Source organism: Marisediminicola sp. LYQ85 (genome assembly GCF_046600695.1).
Classification (GTDB): domain Bacteria; phylum Actinomycetota; class Actinomycetes; order Actinomycetales; family Microbacteriaceae; genus Marisediminicola.
This window is the reverse complement of record NZ_JBKIWO010000001.1, coordinates 1,439,006-1,456,862: the sequence shown is the minus strand read 5'-3', so window position 1 is coordinate 1,456,862 and position 17,857 is coordinate 1,439,006. Positions and strand designations below refer to the sequence as shown.

The 17,857-nt window shown below is 69.8% G+C and carries 14 protein-coding genes; 7 read left to right on the top strand and 7 right to left on the bottom strand.

Going from position 1 to position 17,857, the window contains the following annotated elements; genetic code table 11:
- The first annotated feature begins 35 nt into the window (after positions 1-35).
- Together ACLHG5_RS06835 and ACLHG5_RS06830 are read left to right on the top strand one after the other, a co-directional pair.
- Positions 36-530: a general stress protein gene (locus tag ACLHG5_RS06835; RefSeq protein ID WP_411318224.1), complete on the top strand. Its 495-nt coding sequence runs from the start codon at positions 36-38 to the stop codon at positions 528-530.
- Positions 527-1,390 carry an endo alpha-1,4 polygalactosaminidase gene (locus ACLHG5_RS06830; RefSeq protein WP_411318223.1) on the top strand — a complete coding sequence of 288 codons (864 nt, stop codon included), beginning with the start codon at positions 527-529 and terminating at the stop codon, positions 1,388-1,390. Before ACLHG5_RS06835 ends, ACLHG5_RS06830 begins: the two co-directional genes overlap by 4 nt.
- A gap of 34 nt (positions 1,391-1,424) precedes the next feature.
- On the opposite strand, the gene ACLHG5_RS06825 is transcribed toward ACLHG5_RS06830, so the two are convergent.
- Both ACLHG5_RS06825 and ACLHG5_RS06820 read right to left on the bottom strand, forming a co-directional pair.
- Positions 1,425-2,960, bottom strand: a complete 1,536-nt coding sequence (locus ACLHG5_RS06825; RefSeq protein ID WP_411318222.1) for an aminopeptidase P family protein — start codon at positions 2,958-2,960, stop codon at positions 1,425-1,427.
- A gap of 69 nt (positions 2,961-3,029) precedes the next feature.
- Positions 3,030-4,046, bottom strand: coding sequence for an endonuclease/exonuclease/phosphatase family protein (locus tag ACLHG5_RS06820; protein WP_411314926.1), 1,017 nt, complete (start codon positions 4,044-4,046; stop codon positions 3,030-3,032).
- A gap of 103 nt (positions 4,047-4,149) precedes the next feature.
- On the opposite strand from ACLHG5_RS06820, the gene ACLHG5_RS06815 reads away from it, so the two are divergent.
- Positions 4,150-5,001: a PHP domain-containing protein gene (locus tag ACLHG5_RS06815; protein WP_411318221.1), complete on the top strand. Its 852-nt coding sequence runs from the start codon at positions 4,150-4,152 to the stop codon at positions 4,999-5,001.
- A 15-nt stretch (positions 5,002-5,016) separates the two neighbouring features.
- On the opposite strand, the gene ACLHG5_RS06810 is transcribed toward ACLHG5_RS06815, so the two are convergent.
- Positions 5,017-6,543: a DEAD/DEAH box helicase gene (locus ACLHG5_RS06810; RefSeq protein WP_411318220.1), complete on the bottom strand. Its 1,527-nt coding sequence runs from the start codon at positions 6,541-6,543 to the stop codon at positions 5,017-5,019.
- A gap of 171 nt (positions 6,544-6,714) precedes the next feature.
- Between ACLHG5_RS06810 and ACLHG5_RS06805 the strand changes: the two genes are divergently transcribed.
- Positions 6,715-7,434 carry a ferritin-like fold-containing protein gene (locus tag ACLHG5_RS06805; protein WP_411318219.1) on the top strand — a complete coding sequence of 240 codons (720 nt, stop codon included), beginning with the start codon at positions 6,715-6,717 and terminating at the stop codon, positions 7,432-7,434.
- 7 nt (positions 7,435-7,441) lie between these two features.
- On the opposite strand, the gene ACLHG5_RS06800 is transcribed toward ACLHG5_RS06805, so the two are convergent.
- Complete coding sequence (locus ACLHG5_RS06800) at positions 7,442-7,735, bottom strand: hypothetical protein (RefSeq protein WP_411318218.1); 294 nt, start codon at positions 7,733-7,735, stop codon at positions 7,442-7,444.
- Between the two features lie 2 nt (positions 7,736-7,737).
- Complete coding sequence (locus ACLHG5_RS06795; protein WP_411318217.1) at positions 7,738-7,962, bottom strand: DUF3107 domain-containing protein; 225 nt, start codon at positions 7,960-7,962, stop codon at positions 7,738-7,740.
- A gap of 98 nt (positions 7,963-8,060) precedes the next feature.
- On the opposite strand from ACLHG5_RS06795, the gene ACLHG5_RS06790 reads away from it, so the two are divergent.
- Positions 8,061-11,207 (top strand): PD-(D/E)XK nuclease family protein, encoded by a 3,147-nt coding sequence (locus tag ACLHG5_RS06790; protein ID WP_411318216.1) that lies wholly within the window; start codon positions 8,061-8,063, stop codon positions 11,205-11,207.
- Positions 11,200-14,460 carry an ATP-dependent DNA helicase gene (locus ACLHG5_RS06785; protein WP_411318215.1) on the top strand — a complete coding sequence of 1,087 codons (3,261 nt, stop codon included), beginning with the start codon at positions 11,200-11,202 and terminating at the stop codon, positions 14,458-14,460. Before ACLHG5_RS06790 ends, ACLHG5_RS06785 begins: the two co-directional genes overlap by 8 nt.
- On the opposite strand, the gene ACLHG5_RS06780 is transcribed toward ACLHG5_RS06785, so the two are convergent.
- On the bottom strand, positions 14,383-15,249 hold the full coding sequence (locus tag ACLHG5_RS06780) for a LysR family transcriptional regulator (protein WP_411318214.1): 867 nt from the start codon (positions 15,247-15,249) through the stop codon (positions 14,383-14,385). The two genes, ACLHG5_RS06785 and ACLHG5_RS06780, sit on opposite strands and share 78 nt — an antisense overlap.
- 87 nt (positions 15,250-15,336) lie before the next feature.
- On the opposite strand from ACLHG5_RS06780, the gene ACLHG5_RS06775 reads away from it, so the two are divergent.
- Complete coding sequence (locus tag ACLHG5_RS06775) at positions 15,337-16,806, top strand: MFS transporter (protein WP_411318213.1); 1,470 nt, start codon at positions 15,337-15,339, stop codon at positions 16,804-16,806.
- Positions 16,807-16,846: 40 nt separating this feature from the next.
- On the opposite strand, the gene ACLHG5_RS06770 is transcribed toward ACLHG5_RS06775, so the two are convergent.
- Positions 16,847-17,842 carry a phosphotransferase gene (locus tag ACLHG5_RS06770; RefSeq protein WP_411318212.1) on the bottom strand — a complete coding sequence of 332 codons (996 nt, stop codon included), beginning with the start codon at positions 17,840-17,842 and terminating at the stop codon, positions 16,847-16,849.
- Between the last annotated feature and the right edge of the window lie 15 nt (positions 17,843-17,857).

Below are 17,857 nucleotides of genomic sequence, written 5' to 3'. Positions count from 1 at the left end.
GTAGAACCCTACCCGCTGGGTGGGACAATACCGGGGTGAGCACCCCGACCCCGTTCAGCCGCCGACGCCCGCCACTCCCGACCCTTCCGCGGGGCGACGTGCTCGGCACCTACGACACCTACGCCGAGGCGCAAGCCGTGGTCGACAGGCTCTCGAAAGCCGAGTTCCCGGTCGCGCAAGTGGCGATCGTCGGGAGCGACCTCAAGTCGGTGGAGCGCGTCACCGGCAAGCTCACCAATGCTCGCGCGGCCGCGATGGGCGCCGCGAGCGGCGCGTGGCTCGGGCTGTTCTTCGGGCTCGTGCTGTTCGTCTTCACCCCGACGTCGAGCTCCCTCGTCTACGTCGGCGCAGCGACCCTCATCGGCGCGGGCTTCGGCATGATCTTCGGGCTCGTGAACTACACGCTCACGCGACGCCGCCGCGACTTCACCTCGATCAACCAGGTTCTCGCGAGCCGCTACGAGGTCATCGTCGACCCGGAGCTGACCATCAAGGCGCAAGAACTCCTCGCGAGGCTCACGCCGTCGTGAGGCCGGCCATCCGGCATCGCGCTCTCGCGGGGCTCGCGGTCGTCGCCGCGCTCGCGGGCTGTGCCCCGCTCGCGGAGGGCCCCGCGAGCACGTCTCCGGGCGGCGCGGCTCCGACCGGTGCGGTCCGCGCGATCGAGTCGCTCCCCGAGGGCATCCTCGTCGACTATCAGCTCGGGGGCGGGTATGCGCCCGCACCGGGCGTCGAGGGGGTCGTGCGTGATTCGACCGATGTGCCCGAGCCCGGGCTGTATTCGATCTGCTACGTCAACGCGTTCCAGTCTCAACCGGGAGACCGGGAGGAGTGGCTCGACGAGAGGCCCGAGCTCGTGCTCACGGGCGAGGGCGGCGAACCCGTGGTCGATCCCGGATGGCCGGACGAACTCCTCCTCGACACCTCGACGGCGACCAATCGGGCGCGCCTCGCCGAGTTCGTCGATCGCGACATACGCTCGTGCGCGTCTGCGGGCTTCTCCGCCGTCGAATTCGACAATCTCGACTCGTTCTCGCGGTCGGGCGGGGCGCTCTCGGTCGACGCGGCCATGGATTTCGCGAGACTCATCGTCGACCTCGCGCACGAGTCCGGTCTCGCGGCGGCGCAGAAGAACGCCGTCGAGTTCGCCGAACGGGCACGCGCCGAGGCGGGGTTCGACTTCGCCGTCGTCGAGCAGTGCCACGAGTTCGACGAGTGCGCCGTCGTCGCCGCGACCTACGGCGACGCGGTCGTCGACGTCGAATACTCCGACGCCTCGGCCTTCGCGGATGCGTGCGCCGACCCCGATCGGGTGTCGTCGACGATCCGGCGCGACCGCGATCTCACCACTCCCGATTCGCCCGATCACGTGTTCGAGGCGTGTCGCTGACGCCCCTCCGAGGGCCCGGACGGGCGCGGCGCCGTCAGCGCCGCATCCACGCCTCGACCTCGTCGGCGGTGCGGGGGATCCCGCTCGAGAGGTTCTCGGCGCCCGACGCCGTCACGAGGATGTCGTCTTCGATGCGCACGCCGATGCCCCGATATTCTTCGGGCACCGTGAGGTCGTCGGGCTGGAAGTAGAGGCCGGGTTCGATCGTGAAGACCATGCCCTCTTCGAGCACGCCGTCGAGGTAGAGCTCGCGGCGGGCCTTGGCGCAGTCGTGCACGTCGAGCCCGAGGTGGTGGCTCGTGCCGTGCACCATGTAGCGGCGGTGGTATTGCTTGTCGGGCTCGAGTGATTCCGCGGCGTCGACGGGGAGGAGCCCCCACTCGGCGGTGCGCTCGGCGATCACGGTCATCGCGGCCTGGTGGATCTCGCGGAATCGGATGCCCGGTCGCACGATCGCGAATGCCGCGTCGGCAGCCTCGAGCACGGCGTCGTACACGCGCCTCTGCACCGCGGTGAAGGTGCCGTCGACGGGGAGCGTGCGCGTGATGTCGGCGGTGTAGTAGCTCTCGAGTTCGATCCCCGCGTCGAGCAGAATGAGGTCTCCCGGAAGAACCGGACCGTCGTTGCGTGTCCAGTGCAGGATGCACGCGTGCGGACCCGACGCCGCGATCGTGTCGTAGCCCACGGTGTTGCCGTCGGCCCGCGCGCGGCGGTTGAAGGTGCCCTCGATGAGGCGTTCCCCGCGGGGGTGGGCGACGATCGCGTCGAGGTCGCCGATGACATCGTCGAATCCGCGGGCGGTCGCGTCGACGGCGAGCCGCATCTGCTCGATCTCGAAGTCGTCTTTCACGAGTCGGGATTCGCTCGCCTCGCGCTCGAGGTCGGCATCGGTCGGGCCCGTCGTCTCGCTCGCCGGGAACGATCCGTCGACGTGCGGAGTGGTCGAGGTCGAGACGAGGTCGAGGCGTGCGTCGAGGTGCGCATCGATCATGCTGTCGACCGTCGCGTCGATGCCCCGAATGGTCACCGTCTCGGCGGCGGCGCTTTCGATCGCGGCGGGGAGCGCGGTCAGCGATGCCGTGTCGAGACCGAGGTCGACTCCGACCTGGGTGAGTGAGGGGCGAGGTCCCGTCCAGAATTCGCCGATCTCGGGGTTCGCATAGAACTCGTCGGAGTCGCGCCCCGCCGCCTCACGGAAAAAGAGGGTGGCCGTGTGCCCGCCGGAATCGGGGCCGTCTGCGGTCGGGGTGAGCACGAGCACGCTGCCCGGAACGGTGTCCGCTCCCCACGCCGTGAGGTGGGCGAACGCCGAGTGCGCGCGGTACGGGTAGTCGGTGTCGTTGGAGCGCACCTTCGCGGCTCCCGCCGGCACCACGACCGTGACCCCGGGGAATGCCGCGGACAGGCTCTGCCGGCGTGCGGCAGCGAAGGATGCTTGCGGCCTGGCCGAGGGGAGGATGTCGGGTCTGTCGGCCCACCCGCTGCCGATGTAGTCGGTGAACGCGTGCGACACGGGGGTCGTCGAGCGGTTCGATGTCGCGCGGGGCGGGGGAGCGGTGCGGTCTGCCATTCCTCCATTCTGCCACCGGCACCGATTCGTTCCGGGGTTGGGTCGGGGGTGAGGGTGGGGTGGGGCGGCTCAGTCGGTCTCGCGGAGGAGCGTCGCCGTGATGGGGCGGTGGTCGCTCCCGAAGTCGTCGCGGTCGTCGATCACGTGGGCGGAGACGACATCCCATTCCGCCGTCGCCATGACGTGGTCGATGGGGGCCCCGAGTGTCGCGGGCACGCCCGTCGGCCACGTGCCGATCGCCCCTGCTCCCGCCTCGACGGCGGAGTCGAAACAATCGCCGATCGCGGCGTCGCCGTTCGCGAGCGACCCGTAGTGGTCGACCGTCGAGTTGAGGTCGCCCGCGAGGATGATGTCGGAGCCCGTGCACGCGTCGCCCACCCACTCGAGGTCGCTGCGCCAATCATCGAGGAACCCCGGGATGGGGGCGACGGGGTGGGCCGCGACGATCGTCGGCCCGCTGCCGTCGTCGGAGGTCACGACGACCGAGGGCACGACCGAGGTGTTGCCCCGCGTCGAATCGACCGTGTACGTGCCGAGGTCGACGCTCGTGAGCAGAGACGTCGAGCGGGCCTTCGACACGAGGTCGAAGGCGACGGAGTGCACCCACATCGGTCTCCCCGCGTCGCGCAGGATGACGGCCACTTCGGTCGCGGTGATCTGGGTCGTCTCGGGGAGGGAGACGATGTCGGCGTCGGTCTCGAGCACGAGGTCGGCGATGGCTTGCGCGCCCGGGGAGTCGCCGAGCGTGTTCCACGCGAGAACGGTCACGGCGCCCTCGGGCTTCGTCGCCGAGGCGCCGCTCTCGTCGAAGCCGCGAGACGCGAGGATGGCCCCGTTGGCCGCGACGAAGACGAGCAGGAGAACGACGAGCGCGCTTCCCACACGCCGGAAGGGGCGCGACGCGAGAGTGACGAGCAGCACGACGAGCGCGAGGCCGAGGCCGCACAGCGCCGCCGCCGCGCGAAGCGACACCGCTTGCGCGACGAGCGGAGCGAACTGCAGCCCGACGAGTTGGGGCCAGGCGAAGACGAGGAGCACGAGAGCCGAGACCACGACGACGGTCGAAACGATCAGTCGGCGGGTCATGGCGCATTCACCCTAGCGCGGCCGGGTGCGACGACCCTCCGTGGTCGGCGGCGCGCGCGCCGCATACAGGGCCGCGCTCAGGTGCTCGGCCTACGCTTGAGGGATGTCCCGGGTTATCGACCTCCACACGCACAGCAGCGTGTCGGACGGCACGGAGACGCCCGCGCGACTCGTCGCCTCGGCGATCGAGAGTGGTCTCGCCGCCGTGGCCCTGACCGATCACGACTCGACGGCGGGATGGACGGAAGCCGCCGACGCCGCGCGAGGGTCTGCGCTCACGGTCATCCCCGGCATGGAGTTCAGCACGATGTTCGGATGGAAGAGCGTGCACTTGCTCGCCTACCTCTTCGACCCGTCGGATGCCGGAATCGTCGCCGAGACGGCACGCATCCGCGACTCGCGCTTGCGCCGAGCGGAGAACATCGTGTCGCGCATCAGCGCCGACTACGACCTCAGCTGGAGCGACGTTCTCGAGCAGACGTCGCGCGGCGCGACCGTCGGTCGCCCGCACATCGCCGACGCGCTCGTGGCGCGCGGGCTCGTGGCGAACCGCAGTGCCGCGTTCGAGAGCATCCTGCACCCGAGAAGCGGGTACTTCGAGCCGCACTACGCTCCCGACCCCCTCACGGCCGTCAAGCTCGTCGTCGCGGCCGGAGGTGTTCCCGTGCTCGCACACCCCGGCACGCGGGGCGCTTCGGAGGTCATCCCCGAGAGCAAGCTCAAAGCTCTCGTCGGGGCGGGCCTGTTCGGGCTCGAGATCGAGCACCGAGACAACACGGCGAGCGGAAAGCAACGGCTCCGCGAGCTCGCGACGACGTTCGGTCTCGCGACGACGGGCTCGAGCGACTATCACGGCGCCGGAAAGCCCAACAGGCTCGGGGAGAACCACACCGACCCGCGCGTGCTCGAACGGATCATCGAACGCGGAACCGGGTCGGCGCCACTCTCAGCGTGACGCGTGCCGTTCGGGTCAGTTGCCCGCGGGAGGTGTCGCGCCCGGATTGCGGCGACGGGTGCGCTGGCGCGTGCGGGGTGCCCGCGAGCCCTCGTCGGTGCCTGCCGCACCGTCCGAAGACACTGTCGACGCGGTCGTCGATGCTCCCGAATTCGATGCCCCTGAATTCGATGCCCCCGAGTCGGACGAGCCCGCGCCGGAACGCGATCGGCCGCCGCGCGACCTCGAGCCGCCCTCGGTGGGCCGGCTGCGGTCTGCCGCGCGGTCACTCGAGCGTCCGCCGGAACGGTCTCCACCGCGGCCGCCACGGTCACCACCGCGGTCGTTGGACTTCGGCTCGCGGGCCTTGGGCGGGCCCGCGTGGGCGAGCCGCCCGCGCGCTTCGGTGGGGATGCCGAGGTCGCTGTAGAGGTGGGGTGACGACGAGTAGGTCTCGGTCGGCTCCGGCTGACCGAAGTCGAGGGCCTTGTTGATGAGCGCCCACTTGTGCAGGTCGTCCCAGTCGACGAAGGTCACGGCGATACCGGTCTTGCCCGCGCGGCCCGTGCGGCCGGCGCGGTGCAGGTAGGTGTCTTCGTCGTCGGGGATCGTGTGGTTGATCACGTGGGTGACGTCGTTGACGTCGATGCCTCGCGCCGCGACATCCGTGGCGATGAGGATGTCTTTCTTGCCGGCCTTGAACGCGGCCATCGCGCGTTCCCGCTGCTCCTGGTTGAGGTCCCCGTGCACGGCTGCGGCGTTGAACCCGCGGTCGTTGAGCTCTTCGACGAGCTTGGCGGCAGCGCGCTTCGTGCGCGTGAAGACCACGGTCTTGCCTCGACCCTCGGCCTGCAGGATGCGGGCGACGACCTCGTCTTTGTCCATGTTGTGGGCGCGGTAGACGAGGTGCTTGATGTTCGCCTGGGTGAGCCCCTCGTTGGGGTCGGTCGCCCGGATGTGGATGGGCTTGTTCATGAAGCGGCGCGCGAGGGCCACGATCGGGCCGGGCATCGTCGCCGAGAAGAGCATCGTGTGACGCGTGGGGGAGGTCTGCGCGAAGAGCTTCTCGATGTCGGAGAGGAACCCGAGGTCGAGCATCTTGTCTGCCTCGTCGAGCACCATGACCTTGACGTCTTTGAGGCTCAGCATGCGCTGGCTCGCGAGGTCGAGCAGACGACCCGGCGTGCCGACGACCACTTGCGCGCCCGCCTTGAGCTGCTCGACCTGGCCCTCGTAGGCCTTGCCTCCGTAGATCGCCGCGATCTTCGTCGAGCGGTTGGATGCCGCGAGCACGAGGTCTTCGGCGACCTGCACGCACAGTTCGCGCGTCGGGACGACGACGAGTGCCTTCACGCCGGGTTCAGGGTCGGTGCCGAGGGACTGCAGGAGGGGGAGTCCGAAACCGAGGGTCTTGCCCGTTCCGGTCTTCGCCTGGCCGATGATGTCCTGGCGGTTGAGGCCCATCGGAATGGTCTGCGTCTGAATGGGGAACGGCTCGACGATGCCCTTGGAGGCGAGAGCGTCGACCATGTCCTGGTCGATATTGAGATCTGAGAAAGTCACTGAGAATAGCCCGTCATGGAAGCGAGTACGCCCGCTTGTGCATGGGGCGCAGATGTCCCCGTCAGAAGAGGACTTGCCGACAGTTTAGCGCGCCGCCCCCTGAGAGACGGGATCCGCGCGTCGCGCGGCCTCGTCGAGGTGCGCCGCGGGCGTCGGTCTAAGCTGTCGGTCGTGGCTTCCTTCCTCCGTCGGCGTGCGAAAAACCCCGACACCCCGAGGCCGCGCTCTCAGCGCAAGAAGCCCGTCGTCGTCAATCGTGTCGACCTCGCCGAACTCACACCCGATCCGGTCTCCTACCTCGGCCGTGCCGCATACGTTCAGCTCGCTCTCTTCGAAACCGCGTCGAAAGCCGCGATGGCCGCCCCCACGACCGCGGGCAAGCACGCCCTCGCCGAAGTCTCGCGCTTGACTCTCGCGCGCTATCACGGCCTCGTCGCCGAGCTCGGTCGCGCGCACCGCGAGCCGGCCGAGGCCATGGAGCCGTTCCGCCGCAGCATCGACGAATTCCACCGTGTGACCCTCGGGTCGGACTGGTACGAGACCCTCGTGACGAGCTACGTGACCGCGGGTCTGCTCGACGACTTCCTCGTGAGACTCGCGGGGGGTTTGTCAGACGACCAGCAGCGACGCATCGCCATTCTCCTCGCCCCCGATGGGGGAACCGATCTCATCGTCGAGCAGTTGCGCGTCGCGATCGCCGCCAACCCCCGCCTCGCCTCGCGACTCGCGATGTGGGGCAGACGCCTCGTCGGCGACACCCTGCTCGTGGCGAGGTCCGCTCTGTCGGCGCCCGTCGACACGACCCCCGACGAGGCCCGACTCGAGCCCGTCTTCACGGAACTCATCGCCGCCCACACCAGACGAATGGATGCGCTCGGGCTCACGGCCTAGCGGGCGGCTAGGCGGTGCGGCTGAGCCTGTCGAGCTCACGCGCGTCGGCCGCGCGCCGGCGCCGAGGCAGAAGAAAGGCCACCGCGAGCGTCACGGCGACCGTCGCGGTGAGAGTGATCGTCCAGATCCAGCCCCCGTCGAAAGCCCATCCGGCCCACGTGAAGGCCGACCACAGGATCGACGCGGTCACGACGGCGACCGCCGGGATGAGAGCTGTGCCGTGGCTGTCCCGACCCGGAACGGTGTAGCGCACGATCGTTCCGATGATCGCCGCGCCGACGGCGACGAACAGCAGTTCCATGGTCAGGCGACGAAACCGACGCGACGCGACGTGTCCGACCCGATCTCGACGTACGCGAGGGCGGCTGTCGGAACGACGTAGAGCTTGCCCTTGTCGTCTTTGAGAGTGAAGTGGGTCGACTTCGCCTCGAGAGCCGCGCCGACGGTCTGCTCGATCTCCGCCGCGGTCTGCGACGACTCGAAGTTGATCTCACGGGGCGAGTTGGCGATTCCGATTCTGATGTCCACGTCGACAGATTACGACATCGCGAGGGTCGCTCGAGGAGCGTTCGTTGTGAGCGGAACGACGGGCCGATGATGTCGGCACCGCCCGTTAGCGTGGGGGCGTGAGCATCCCGTCCGAGCTGCAGCGCGCCGCGAGCAGCGCTCCCGTCGACCTCGACGAGTCGCAGCGCGCCGTCGTCGATCTCGGTGACGACGTCTCGGCCGCGGTGCTCGGCGCTCCCGGTTCGGGAAAGACCACGACCCTCGTCGAGGTCGTCGCTCAGAGGGTTCTCGACCGCGGGTGGGGTGCCGACCGCGTTCTGGCCCTCACGACGAGTCGCCTCACGGCGACTCGACTCCGCGATCGCCTCGCCGCGCGACTGGCGGTGCCGACCGACGGACCTCTCGCGCGGTCGGCGACGTCGCTCGCTTTCGAGATCGTGTCTGCCGCGGCCGAGCGAGACGGCGCGGAGCCGCTCCGTCTCGTCACGGGCGGTGAGCAAGACAGCGACTTCGTCGGGCTGCTCGCGGGCCACGTGGACGAGCGGGCGGGGTCGCCCGCCGCTGATCCCCACGCTCTCGGTCCGACCTGGCCCGAGCACATCTCCCCGCGCGTTCGACAGACCACGGGGTTCCGCACCGAACTCCGCGAGCTCTACATGAGGTCGACCGAGTTCGGTGTCGGTCCGGCCAGACTGCGCGAGCTCGGGCGTGCGACCGACAGAGCCGAGTGGGTCGCCTCCGCAGACTTCTTCGCCGAATACGACGACGTCGTGAGTCTCTCCCGACCGGGGCAGATCGATGCCGCCGACCTCATGCGGAGGGCGGCCCAACTCATCGACGACGACGCCCTGAGCGCGAGGCTCGGCGCCGTGCGCCTCGTCGTCGTCGACGACCTGCAGGAGGCGACGGAGTCGGTCTTCACCCTCCTTCGGGCGCTCGCGGCCCGCGGCGTGGCGGTGATCGCTTTCGGCGACCCGGATGTCGCGGCCAACTCGTTCCGCGGAGGCGAGCCCAGATCTCTCGGGCTGCTCTCGACGGTTCTCGGCCTCCCCGCCCTCGAGACCCTCACCCTCTCGACCGCGCACCGGCAGGGAACCGAATTGCGCGCGTTCACGAGCGCGATCGTCTCGCGCATCGGCACGGCGGCTGCGGGGCGCCAGCGCGCGGCCGTCGCGGGCGGGAGTTCTGCACAGACGCCGGTGGTGCGCATCGAGGCCCCGACGGCGTCGCGACATCTCGCGGCCATCGCGCGCGTGCTCCGCGAGCACCACCTCGTGGGCGGGGTGCCGTTCAACGACATGGTCGTCGTCGCGAGGTCGGGGTCTCACGTGCCCGCCCTCGCCCGAGCGCTCGCGCTCGCCGAAGTCCCCACGCGCACGAGTGTCGGGGGGCGAGCGCTCCGCGACGACCGCGCCGCCCGCAGCCTCCTCGCGGTCGTCGACGTGGGGCTCCGCCGCACGCCGCTCACGGTCGACAGGGCAGAGTCGCTCCTGCTCTCCCCGTTCGGCGGCCTCGACGCGCTCGGCCTCCGCCGACTCCGACTCGCTCTGCGGGCGGAGGAGATCGCGGGCGGCGGTTCGCGACTCGGAGGCGAGTTGCTCGTCGACGCGCTCGGCAACCCCGGCCGATTCGCGACCATCGATCACCGGGTCGCGCGACGTGCGGCGCGGATGAGCGCGACCCTCGCGGCCGTCTCCGCCGCGGCGACGGCGGGGTCGACGATCGAAGAGCTGCTGTGGCTCGTGTGGGAGCGTAGCGGTCTCGCCGACGAGTGGCGGAGGCTCGCCCTCGGCGCTGGAATCTCGGCGGCCGAAGCCAATCGCGACCTCGACGGTGTCGTCTCGCTCTTCACCGCGGCCAAGCGATTCGTCGAACGGGAGCCGTCGAGCCCGCCCGGAGGTTTTCTCGACGCCGTGCTCGACGCCGCGGTGCCCGAAGACACGCTTTCGCCGCAAGCGCTCGGCGACGCGGTTCTCGTCGTCACCCCGTCCGCCCTCGTCGGCCTCGAGTTCGAGGTCGTCGTCATCGCCTCCCTGCACGACGGCGTCTGGCCCAACCTGCGCTTGCGGGGCTCGCTTCTGCACACGGGCGAGCTCGTCGACCTCGTGACGTGTGTCGACTCCTCGATCGTCGAACCGCGCAAGCAAGTGCTCTCCGACGAGCTGCGGATGTTCGCCCTCGCCGTCTCGCGAGCCCGCAGCCAGGTTGTCCTCGCGGCCGTCGCGAGTGACGACGAAGGGCCGAGCGTGTTCTTCTCACTGCTCCCGCCCGACCTCCCCGTGACCGACGGTTCGACCCTCGCGCCCCTCTCGCTCCGCGGTCTCACCGGGCGGTTGCGACGGGAGCTCGCGCTCGAGCGCCGCCCCGAGAGCGAGCTCGGGCACGCGGCATCCGCCCTCGCCCTGCTCGCCCGCGAGGGTGTCTCGGGAGCGGCCCCCGACGAGTGGCACGGACTGCTCGGCGTCTCGACGACGACACCGATCTACGTCGACGACGAGACGGTGCCCGTGTCGCCCTCGCAACTCGAGTCGGTCGAAGCCTCTCCGCTCGACTGGTTCGTCGAGCGCGTGGCCGGGTCGACGACGTCGCCCACGATGGGGATGGGCACGATCGTGCACTGGGCGATGGAGACGGCGACCGACGAGAGCGTCGACGGGCTCGTCGCGGCGATCGAGAGTCGGTGGGGGGAGCTCGTCTTCGAGTCGCCCTGGGTCTCGGCCCATCAGAGGGTCGTGGCGCGGCGTCTCGCCGCGGGGGTCGCCGAATATCTGAGCGACTTCCGCAGGGCGGGCGGCGCTCTCGTCGACGCCGAGAGCAGATTCACCCTCGAGGTCGGTCGCGCGCTCGTCAGCGGGTCGATCGACCGCGTCGAGCGCACGAGCGACGGCGCCGTCGTGATCGTTGACCTCAAGACGGGAAGGCCCGTGACGAAAGCCGAGGTGATCGCCGACCACGCGCAACTACAGGCCTATCAGCTCGCCTACGCGGAGGGGCGGCTCGACGATGCTCTCGCGAGTCTCGGCGAGCATCGCGGGGGAGGGGCCAAGCTCCTCTTCGTGAAAGAGGGGGTGCGGGGCAAGCTCTACCGCGAAGCGGTGCAGGCCCCGCTGAGCGACGAGGAGCTCGCCGGGTTCCGCGCGCGCATCGAGACCGCGGCGACCCTCATGGCCGCGGCCGAGTTCCGGGGAACCGTCGAGGTCACCGGTTGGGGTGGCAGCGGCTCCGTGTCGAAGCTCCACCGGGTGAGGGCGGTGTCGAGTGATTAGCGCGCTCGACATCGCCGACGCCCTCGAGCGTCCGCGCCCGACGCCCCAGCAGCAAGCGGTCATCGAGGCCGACCTCGCCCCCGCGCTCGTCGTCGCCGGCGCCGGGAGCGGCAAGACCGAGACGATGGCCTCGAGAGTGCTGTGGTTGCTCGCCAACGGTCTCGTGTCGGCCGACCAGGTGCTCGGCCTCACCTTCACGCGCAAGGCGGCGGGCGAACTCGGCGTGCGCATCCGCGAGCGCATCACCGAACTCGCATCCCACGGTCTCGTGTCCGGCGATTACGACTCGTTCGATCCGCCCACCGTCTCGACCTACAACGCCTTCTCGAACCGCATCTTCCGCGACAACGCGATGCTCCTCGGGCGCGACAGCGAGGGTGCCGTGCTCGGCGAGGCCTCGTCGTGGCAACTCGCGAGACGGGTCGTCGTCGCGAGCACCGATCCCCGCGTGCCCGCGCTCGAGCGCAGCGTCGACCAGATCACGAAAGACGTGCTCTCTCTCAGTCGCGCGATGACCGAGAACGTCGTCGATCGCGGCAGCCTCGCCGAGTTCGCCGATCGCTTCGGGTCGATCGTCGATCTGCCCGCCGGCGGTCGGGGGGCGTACGCCGAGGTCGACAAGCTCGCGTCGAGGGTGGGCGCGCTTCCCGTGCTCATCGACCTCGCGGTGCGCTACGACGACGAGAAACTGCGGCGGGGGTTCGTCGAGTACTCCGATCAGGTCGCCCTCGCGCTCGAGATCGTCGACACGGTGCCCGCGGTCGTCTCCGACCATCGCGACCGATACCGGGTCGTGCTACTCGATGAATACCAAGACACGAGCGTCGTGCAGACCTGGTTGCTCGCGCGACTGTTCGCCGAGCATCCGGTGATGGCGGTCGGCGACCCGAACCAGTCGATCTACGGGTGGCGCGGGGCGAGTTCGGCCAACCTCGGCGGGTTCTCGCAGCAGTTCGGTGGCACGGCCGGGGCGCGCCGATTCTCGCTCTCGACGAGCTGGCGCAACGGGAGCGACATCCTCAGGGTCGCGAACGCCATCGTCGAACCTCTCGCGACCGGGGGCAAGGTCGAGGTCGACGAGCTGCTGCCGGGGCCGCACGCGAGCGACGCGCCCGTGAGCGTCGTCTTCGCCGGCGACATCCTGGAGGAGGCGGATGCCGCGGCGCGTTGGCTCGCGACGCGCTTGCGTCCGCTTCCGGGCGAGCAGCCTCGCAGTGCCGCGATGCTCTTCCGCGCGCGCGCGACCCGAGGGGTGTTCATCGAGGCGCTGCGCCGACACGGGGTGCCCTTCCACGTTCTCGGGGTCGGCGGCCTCCTCGACGAACCGGAGATCGCCGACCTCGTGAGCGCCCTGCGCGTGCTCCACGACCCGACGGCCGGTTCGGAGCTCGTGAGGCTCCTCGCGGGGTCGCGGTGGCGCGTGGGGCCGCGCGATCTCCTCGCGCTGCGCGACGTCTCGCGGTGGCTCGCCTCCCGCGACTACGCCCAGAGGCGCATCGCCGACGACGTGCGCGAGGCTCTGCGTGATTCCGTCGCCGACGTCGACGGCGGGTCGATCGTCGACGCCGTCGATTTCGCCGCGACCGCGAAACCCGACCACTCGGTGCTCGAGGGTTTCTCGCCCGAGGGGCTCGAGAGGGTGCGGGATGCCGGTCGGGTCTTCGCGCGCTTGCGATCCCGCGGGGGTCTCGACCTCGTCGACCTCGTCACGATCGTCGAACACGAGCTGCGGCTCGACATCGAGGTCGCCGCCAACGAGAGCCGCGGGGCGGGAAGGGCGCCGATGGACGCGTTCACCGACGCGCTCGACGGCTATCTCGCGGTCGACGAATCCGCGTCGCTCGGGGGGTTCCTCTCGTGGCTCCGCGAAGCGGAGTGGAGAGACGGCCTCGCTCCCCGCCCCGAGGAGCCCGAACCCGGCACGGTGCAACTCATGACCATCCACGGGTCGAAGGGGCTCGAACGCGACATCGTCGTCGTGCCGAGGCTCGTCGACGGCGACCTCCCGTCGAAAGCGGTCGACGGTACATCCGGGTGGCTCGCTCCCGGCGCACTGCCGTGGCCCTTTCGAGGGGATGCCGCCGACCTCCCCCGGTTCGAGTGGGAGACGGCGGAGTCGCGCAAGCACCTGCTCGACAACCGGTCGGATTTCTCCGACGCGGTGCGGGAGCGTCACGTCGCGGAGGAGCGAAGGCTCGCCTACGTCGCGGTCACGCGCGCTCGACACCACTTGCTTCTCACGGGGTCGTTCTGGGCGAGCCAGAAGCTCCCACGCGCCGCGAGTCCGTTTCTCACGGAGCTCGCCGCTCGCGGGGTGATCGCCCCGCTGCCCGAGTTCGAGGAGGGGTCGGAGAACCCGCTCGGGGGCGACTCGGAGACGTTCTCGTGGCCGCTCGATCCCCTCGGCCACCGTCGGCCCGCGGTCGAGCGTGCTGCGGCGCGAGTCCGTGCGGCGGAGCCTCGTGCCGAGGGGGTGTGGGGTGCCGACCTCGCTCTGCTCCTCGAAGAGAGGCGCCGCCGACTCGACCCGCACGCCGCGATCGACATCCCCGTGCGCGTTCCGGCGTCGCGATTCAAGGACTTCGTCACCGAACCCGAGACGGTCGCCACCGCTCTGCGTCGCCCGATGCCCGAGCGTCCCTACCGGGCGACGAGGCTCGGCACGCTCTTCCACTCGTGGGTCGAACAGCGCTACGGAGTGGGAGGAGCGGTCGAGACTCTCGACGCTCTCGATGTCGAACTCGACGATGACGGTGACGCCGTCGATGCCGACAGGCTCGGCGAGCTGCAGAGGATCTTCGAATCGTCCCCCTGGGCCGATCGGGCTCCCGTCGACGTCGAGAGGGAGATCCACCTTCCTTTCGACGGGCGCATCGTCGTGTGCAAGATCGATGCGGTCTACGCCGAGGGGGACCGCTTTCAAGTCGTCGACTGGAAGACGGGTAAGGCCCCGCGAGACGCCGACGATCTCGAGCAGAAGCAGATGCAGCTCGCGCTCTACCGGCTCGCCTACGCGCGGTGGCGGGGGATCGATCCCGAGCGCATCGACGCCGTGTTCTATTTCGTCGCCGACGACCGCATCGTCAGGCCCGATCGCCTCTTCAGCGAGTCGGAGCTCGTCGCGAGATGGCGTGCTGCGCTCACCCCGGCCGCCGCACCGACAGCCGGAATACCCTCACGCGGGGCGAGCGGCGGAGACCGATCCCGGCCGCCCGAGGATCGCCGAGATGAGGGCGTCGACGGGCTCGCGTGACGACGCGGGGTTGGCGAGGAGGGCGAACTCGAGTTCTCCGAGCGAGGGGAGATCGAAGAGCGTCGTGACGTCGATGAGGTCGGGCGGCACCATCGTCTGAGGGAACACCGCGATGCCGATGCCCGCGCGAGCCGCGGCGATGACGCCGTTGACCTCGCGGGTGTTGCACGTGATGCGCCACGTTCGACCCGCCGACTCGAGGGCCGTGATGGCCGCCGTGCGACTGATGCTCGGGGCCTGGTACGCGATCATCGGCACGGGCGCCCCGGTCGCGAGCGTGAGCGACTTGTGGGCGACCCACACGAGTCGCTCGCGCCGCACGACGCGACCGTCGGATGCGCCAGGCTCCTGCTTGACGAACACGAGGTCGAGTTGTCCCGAGGCGAGCCGTCGCGACAGCACTCCGCTCTGGTTGACCGTGAGCTCGAGGTTGATCTGCGGATAGAGCTGGCGGAAGTCGCGGAGGATCTGGGGGAGCTGGGTGAGGGCGAGGTCGTCGGCCGAGCCGAAGCGCAGTCTCCCTCGCATCGCCGATCCCGTGAAGTATGCACTCGCCTCGTCGTGAGCCGCGAGGATGGTGCGCGCGAATCCGACCATGGCGTCGCCGTTGTCGGTGAGGCGCACGTCTCGCGTATCGCGCGAGATGAGCAGTCGACCGGCCGCCCTCTCGAGCTTGGACACGTGTTGCGAGACGGTCGGTTGGCTCAGGCCGAGCTGCTCGCCCGCTCGCGTGAAGTTGAGCGTCGTCGAGACGGCGAGGAAGGTCTTGAGCAGCGTGGGATCGAACACCCCGATAACGTATCATTGCGGTTCGCAATGGCACTTATAGTTGCAATTCGTTCGGCTTATCGAGGCCGCTCTGCCTACTGTTGATCAGTGGCCACGATCATCGACTCCGAGTTTCCCGCCACCGAACCCATCCCGACCATCTCGACGCGGCCGCGATGGCGCGACACCTTCAGTTCGCTCGCCATCCGCAACTACCGCCTCTACGTGTTCTCCCAGGTCGTCTCCAACACGACCGTCTGGATGCAGCGCATCGCGATCGACTGGCTCGTCCTCGAGCTCACCGGCAACGTCGCCCTCGTCGGGGTCGTCGTCGCCCTCCAGTTCAGCCCCATCCTGTTCTTCGGTGCGTGGGGCGGAGTCATCGCCGACCGGTACTCGAAGCGACGGCTACTCATCACGGTGCAGTCGATCGTCGCCGTTCTCTGCGCCGCCCTCGCCGCCCTGACGATCACGGGGGTCGTGTCGGTCTGGCACGTCTTCGTCATCGCGTTCGTGCTCGGAATGGCGTCGGCCGTCGACGGCCCGGCCCGGGCCGCGTTCGTCACCGAGATGGTCGGCAACGCCCACGTGCGCAACGCCATCAGTGTCAACGCGTCGATCTTCCACCTCGGAGGTCTCGTCGGGCCGGCACTGAGCGGTTTGCTCATCGTCGCCGTCGGCTCGGGCTGGTCGATCGGCATCAACGCGGTCGCCACCGTCATGGTCGTGTGCGCCCTCGCGGCGATGCGGGCGTCGGAGCTGCGACCGGCACCCCGCAGCAGGCGGAGCGGCGGACAGATCCGGCAGGCACTGCGCTACGCGGCGTCGAAACCGCCCATCCTGTGGTCTCTCGTGACCCTCTCGTTCGTCTCGACGTTCGGGATGTCGCTCCCCGTGCTGCTCACGGGCATGGCCAACGACGTCTACGAGACCGGCGCGACCGGCTACGGGCTCTACAACTCGCTCGCGGCTGTCGGCGCCCTCACGGGAGCCGTGCTCTCGACACGACGCACGACACTGCGCTTGCGCGGGATCGTGCTCGGGGCCATCGTCTTCGGTCTCGTCACGACCGTCGCGGGGTTCGCGCCCTCGGTCGGCGTGTTCTTCGTCGCCCTCGTGGGCATCGGCCTCACGCGTCTGCTCTTCGCGACGTCGGCGGAGTCGATGACGCAGCTGTCATCGAACGTCGGCATCCGGGGGCGGGTCATGTCGCTCTACATCATGGTTCTGCTCGGCGGTCAGGCCATCGGCGGGCCCGTCATGGGCTGGATCGCCGAGACCTGGGGGGCGCAGACCGGCTTCGCCGTCGCGGGCATCGTGCCCACGATCGCGGGCATCGTCATCGCGGTCATCCTCGCGCGGTCGGGACAACTGAAGTTGCGGGTCGACCTGTGGTCGGCGGGACCGCCCATCTCGATCGTGAAGCGCACCGTGCGTCGTCGCCCCGCCGACGCGCGGCCTAGGCGAGGTCGCGGCCCCCGCGGCCGCGGGGCGCGCGAGACCGGGCCACGCGAGACCGGGCAACGGGAACACGGCTCACACGAGGGCGACCCGCGCGTGCGGGACTCGCGGCGCTAGCCGCTCCGCCCAGTCCTCGTCGGGCTCGACCGGACCGGGGCTACTGGCGCTTCGCGCGGTCGAGCATGTCCTCGACCTCGGCGACGGTCATGACGGGAGCCGTGTCGGTGCCGATCGACCGCTCGAGGTCGTTCTGCACGGCATCGACGAGCGTGTGCAGCATCCGCACCGCGTCGTCGACGATGTCGGTGCTCCGTTCGCGCGTGCCGTGCAGCAGCCATTTCGCGATCTCGAGTTCGGAGTAGAGCGTCGCGCGCTTTCTGATCTGACGATCGGCCGTGCCGCGGGAGTGGGTGTACGAGTCGATGATGGAGTCGGCGACGTCGGAGACAGACGTGCCGAGGGTCCAGAACAGGTCGAGAGCGGGGTCGCCGACACTGAGGGCGTGCCAATCCACGATCCCGGTCACGCGCGACGAATCGGCGAGGATGACGTCGCCCGAGAGACTGCCGTGGATGACGGTCGGGGCATACTGCCAGAGCCCGGCGTCTTCGCTCGCGCGTTCCCAGCGCTCGACGAGAGCCGCGGGAACGAGCCCCGTTGCGATGGCCTGCTCCATGAGGGCGACGGTCGTCGCGTGCGTGTCGAGAGGGCGTGCCACCGCGAGGCCGGCGTCGGTCACGACGCTCGTGGGCAGCGCGTGCACCGCGGCGATGGCCGATCCGATCGACGCGCTCGTGGCGCTGCCCGCCTCGAGGGTCGCGAGGTGCACGGGCTCACCCGGGAGGAAGTCGTAGACGACCGCGCGGGTCGAGCCGACGGCGGTCTGACCGAGAATCGTGTTGACGGCGAACGGCAAGCGGCCCCGCACGCCCGCCGTGAGCGCGCGCAGCGCGACGAGGTCGGCCGAGGCGCGGGACTCCGCGGTCTGGGTGCGGGGAACGCGGATGATCGCGCGCGCGCCGTCGCGCGTGTCGAGCACGGCTTGGTCGTAGCTTCCGAGCTCGCCGGTGCCGAGGCGGTGTGCCGCAGTGACGTCGAGTTCGTCGACTGCTGAGGTGGCGAGCGCGGCTAGAGTGAGGGGGGATCTGGCCATACCGACAGGGTAGGT

Excerpts from the sequence above, each read along its gene's own strand:
- ACLHG5_RS06800 (WP_411318218.1), bottom strand. The coding sequence starts at position 7,735 with ATGGAACTGCTGTTCGTCGCCGTCGGCGCGGCGATCATCGGAACGATC.
- ACLHG5_RS06825 (WP_411318222.1), bottom strand. The coding sequence starts at position 2,960 with ATGGCAGACCGCACCGCTCCCCCGCCCCGCGCGACATCGAACCGCTCG.
- ACLHG5_RS06815 (WP_411318221.1), top strand. The coding sequence starts at position 4,150 with ATGTCCCGGGTTATCGACCTCCACACGCACAGCAGCGTGTCGGACGGC.
- ACLHG5_RS06770 (WP_411318212.1), bottom strand. The coding sequence starts at position 17,842 with ATGGCCAGATCCCCCCTCACTCTAGCCGCGCTCGCCACCTCAGCAGTC.
- ACLHG5_RS06820 (WP_411314926.1), bottom strand. The coding sequence starts at position 4,046 with ATGACCCGCCGACTGATCGTTTCGACCGTCGTCGTGGTCTCGGCTCTC.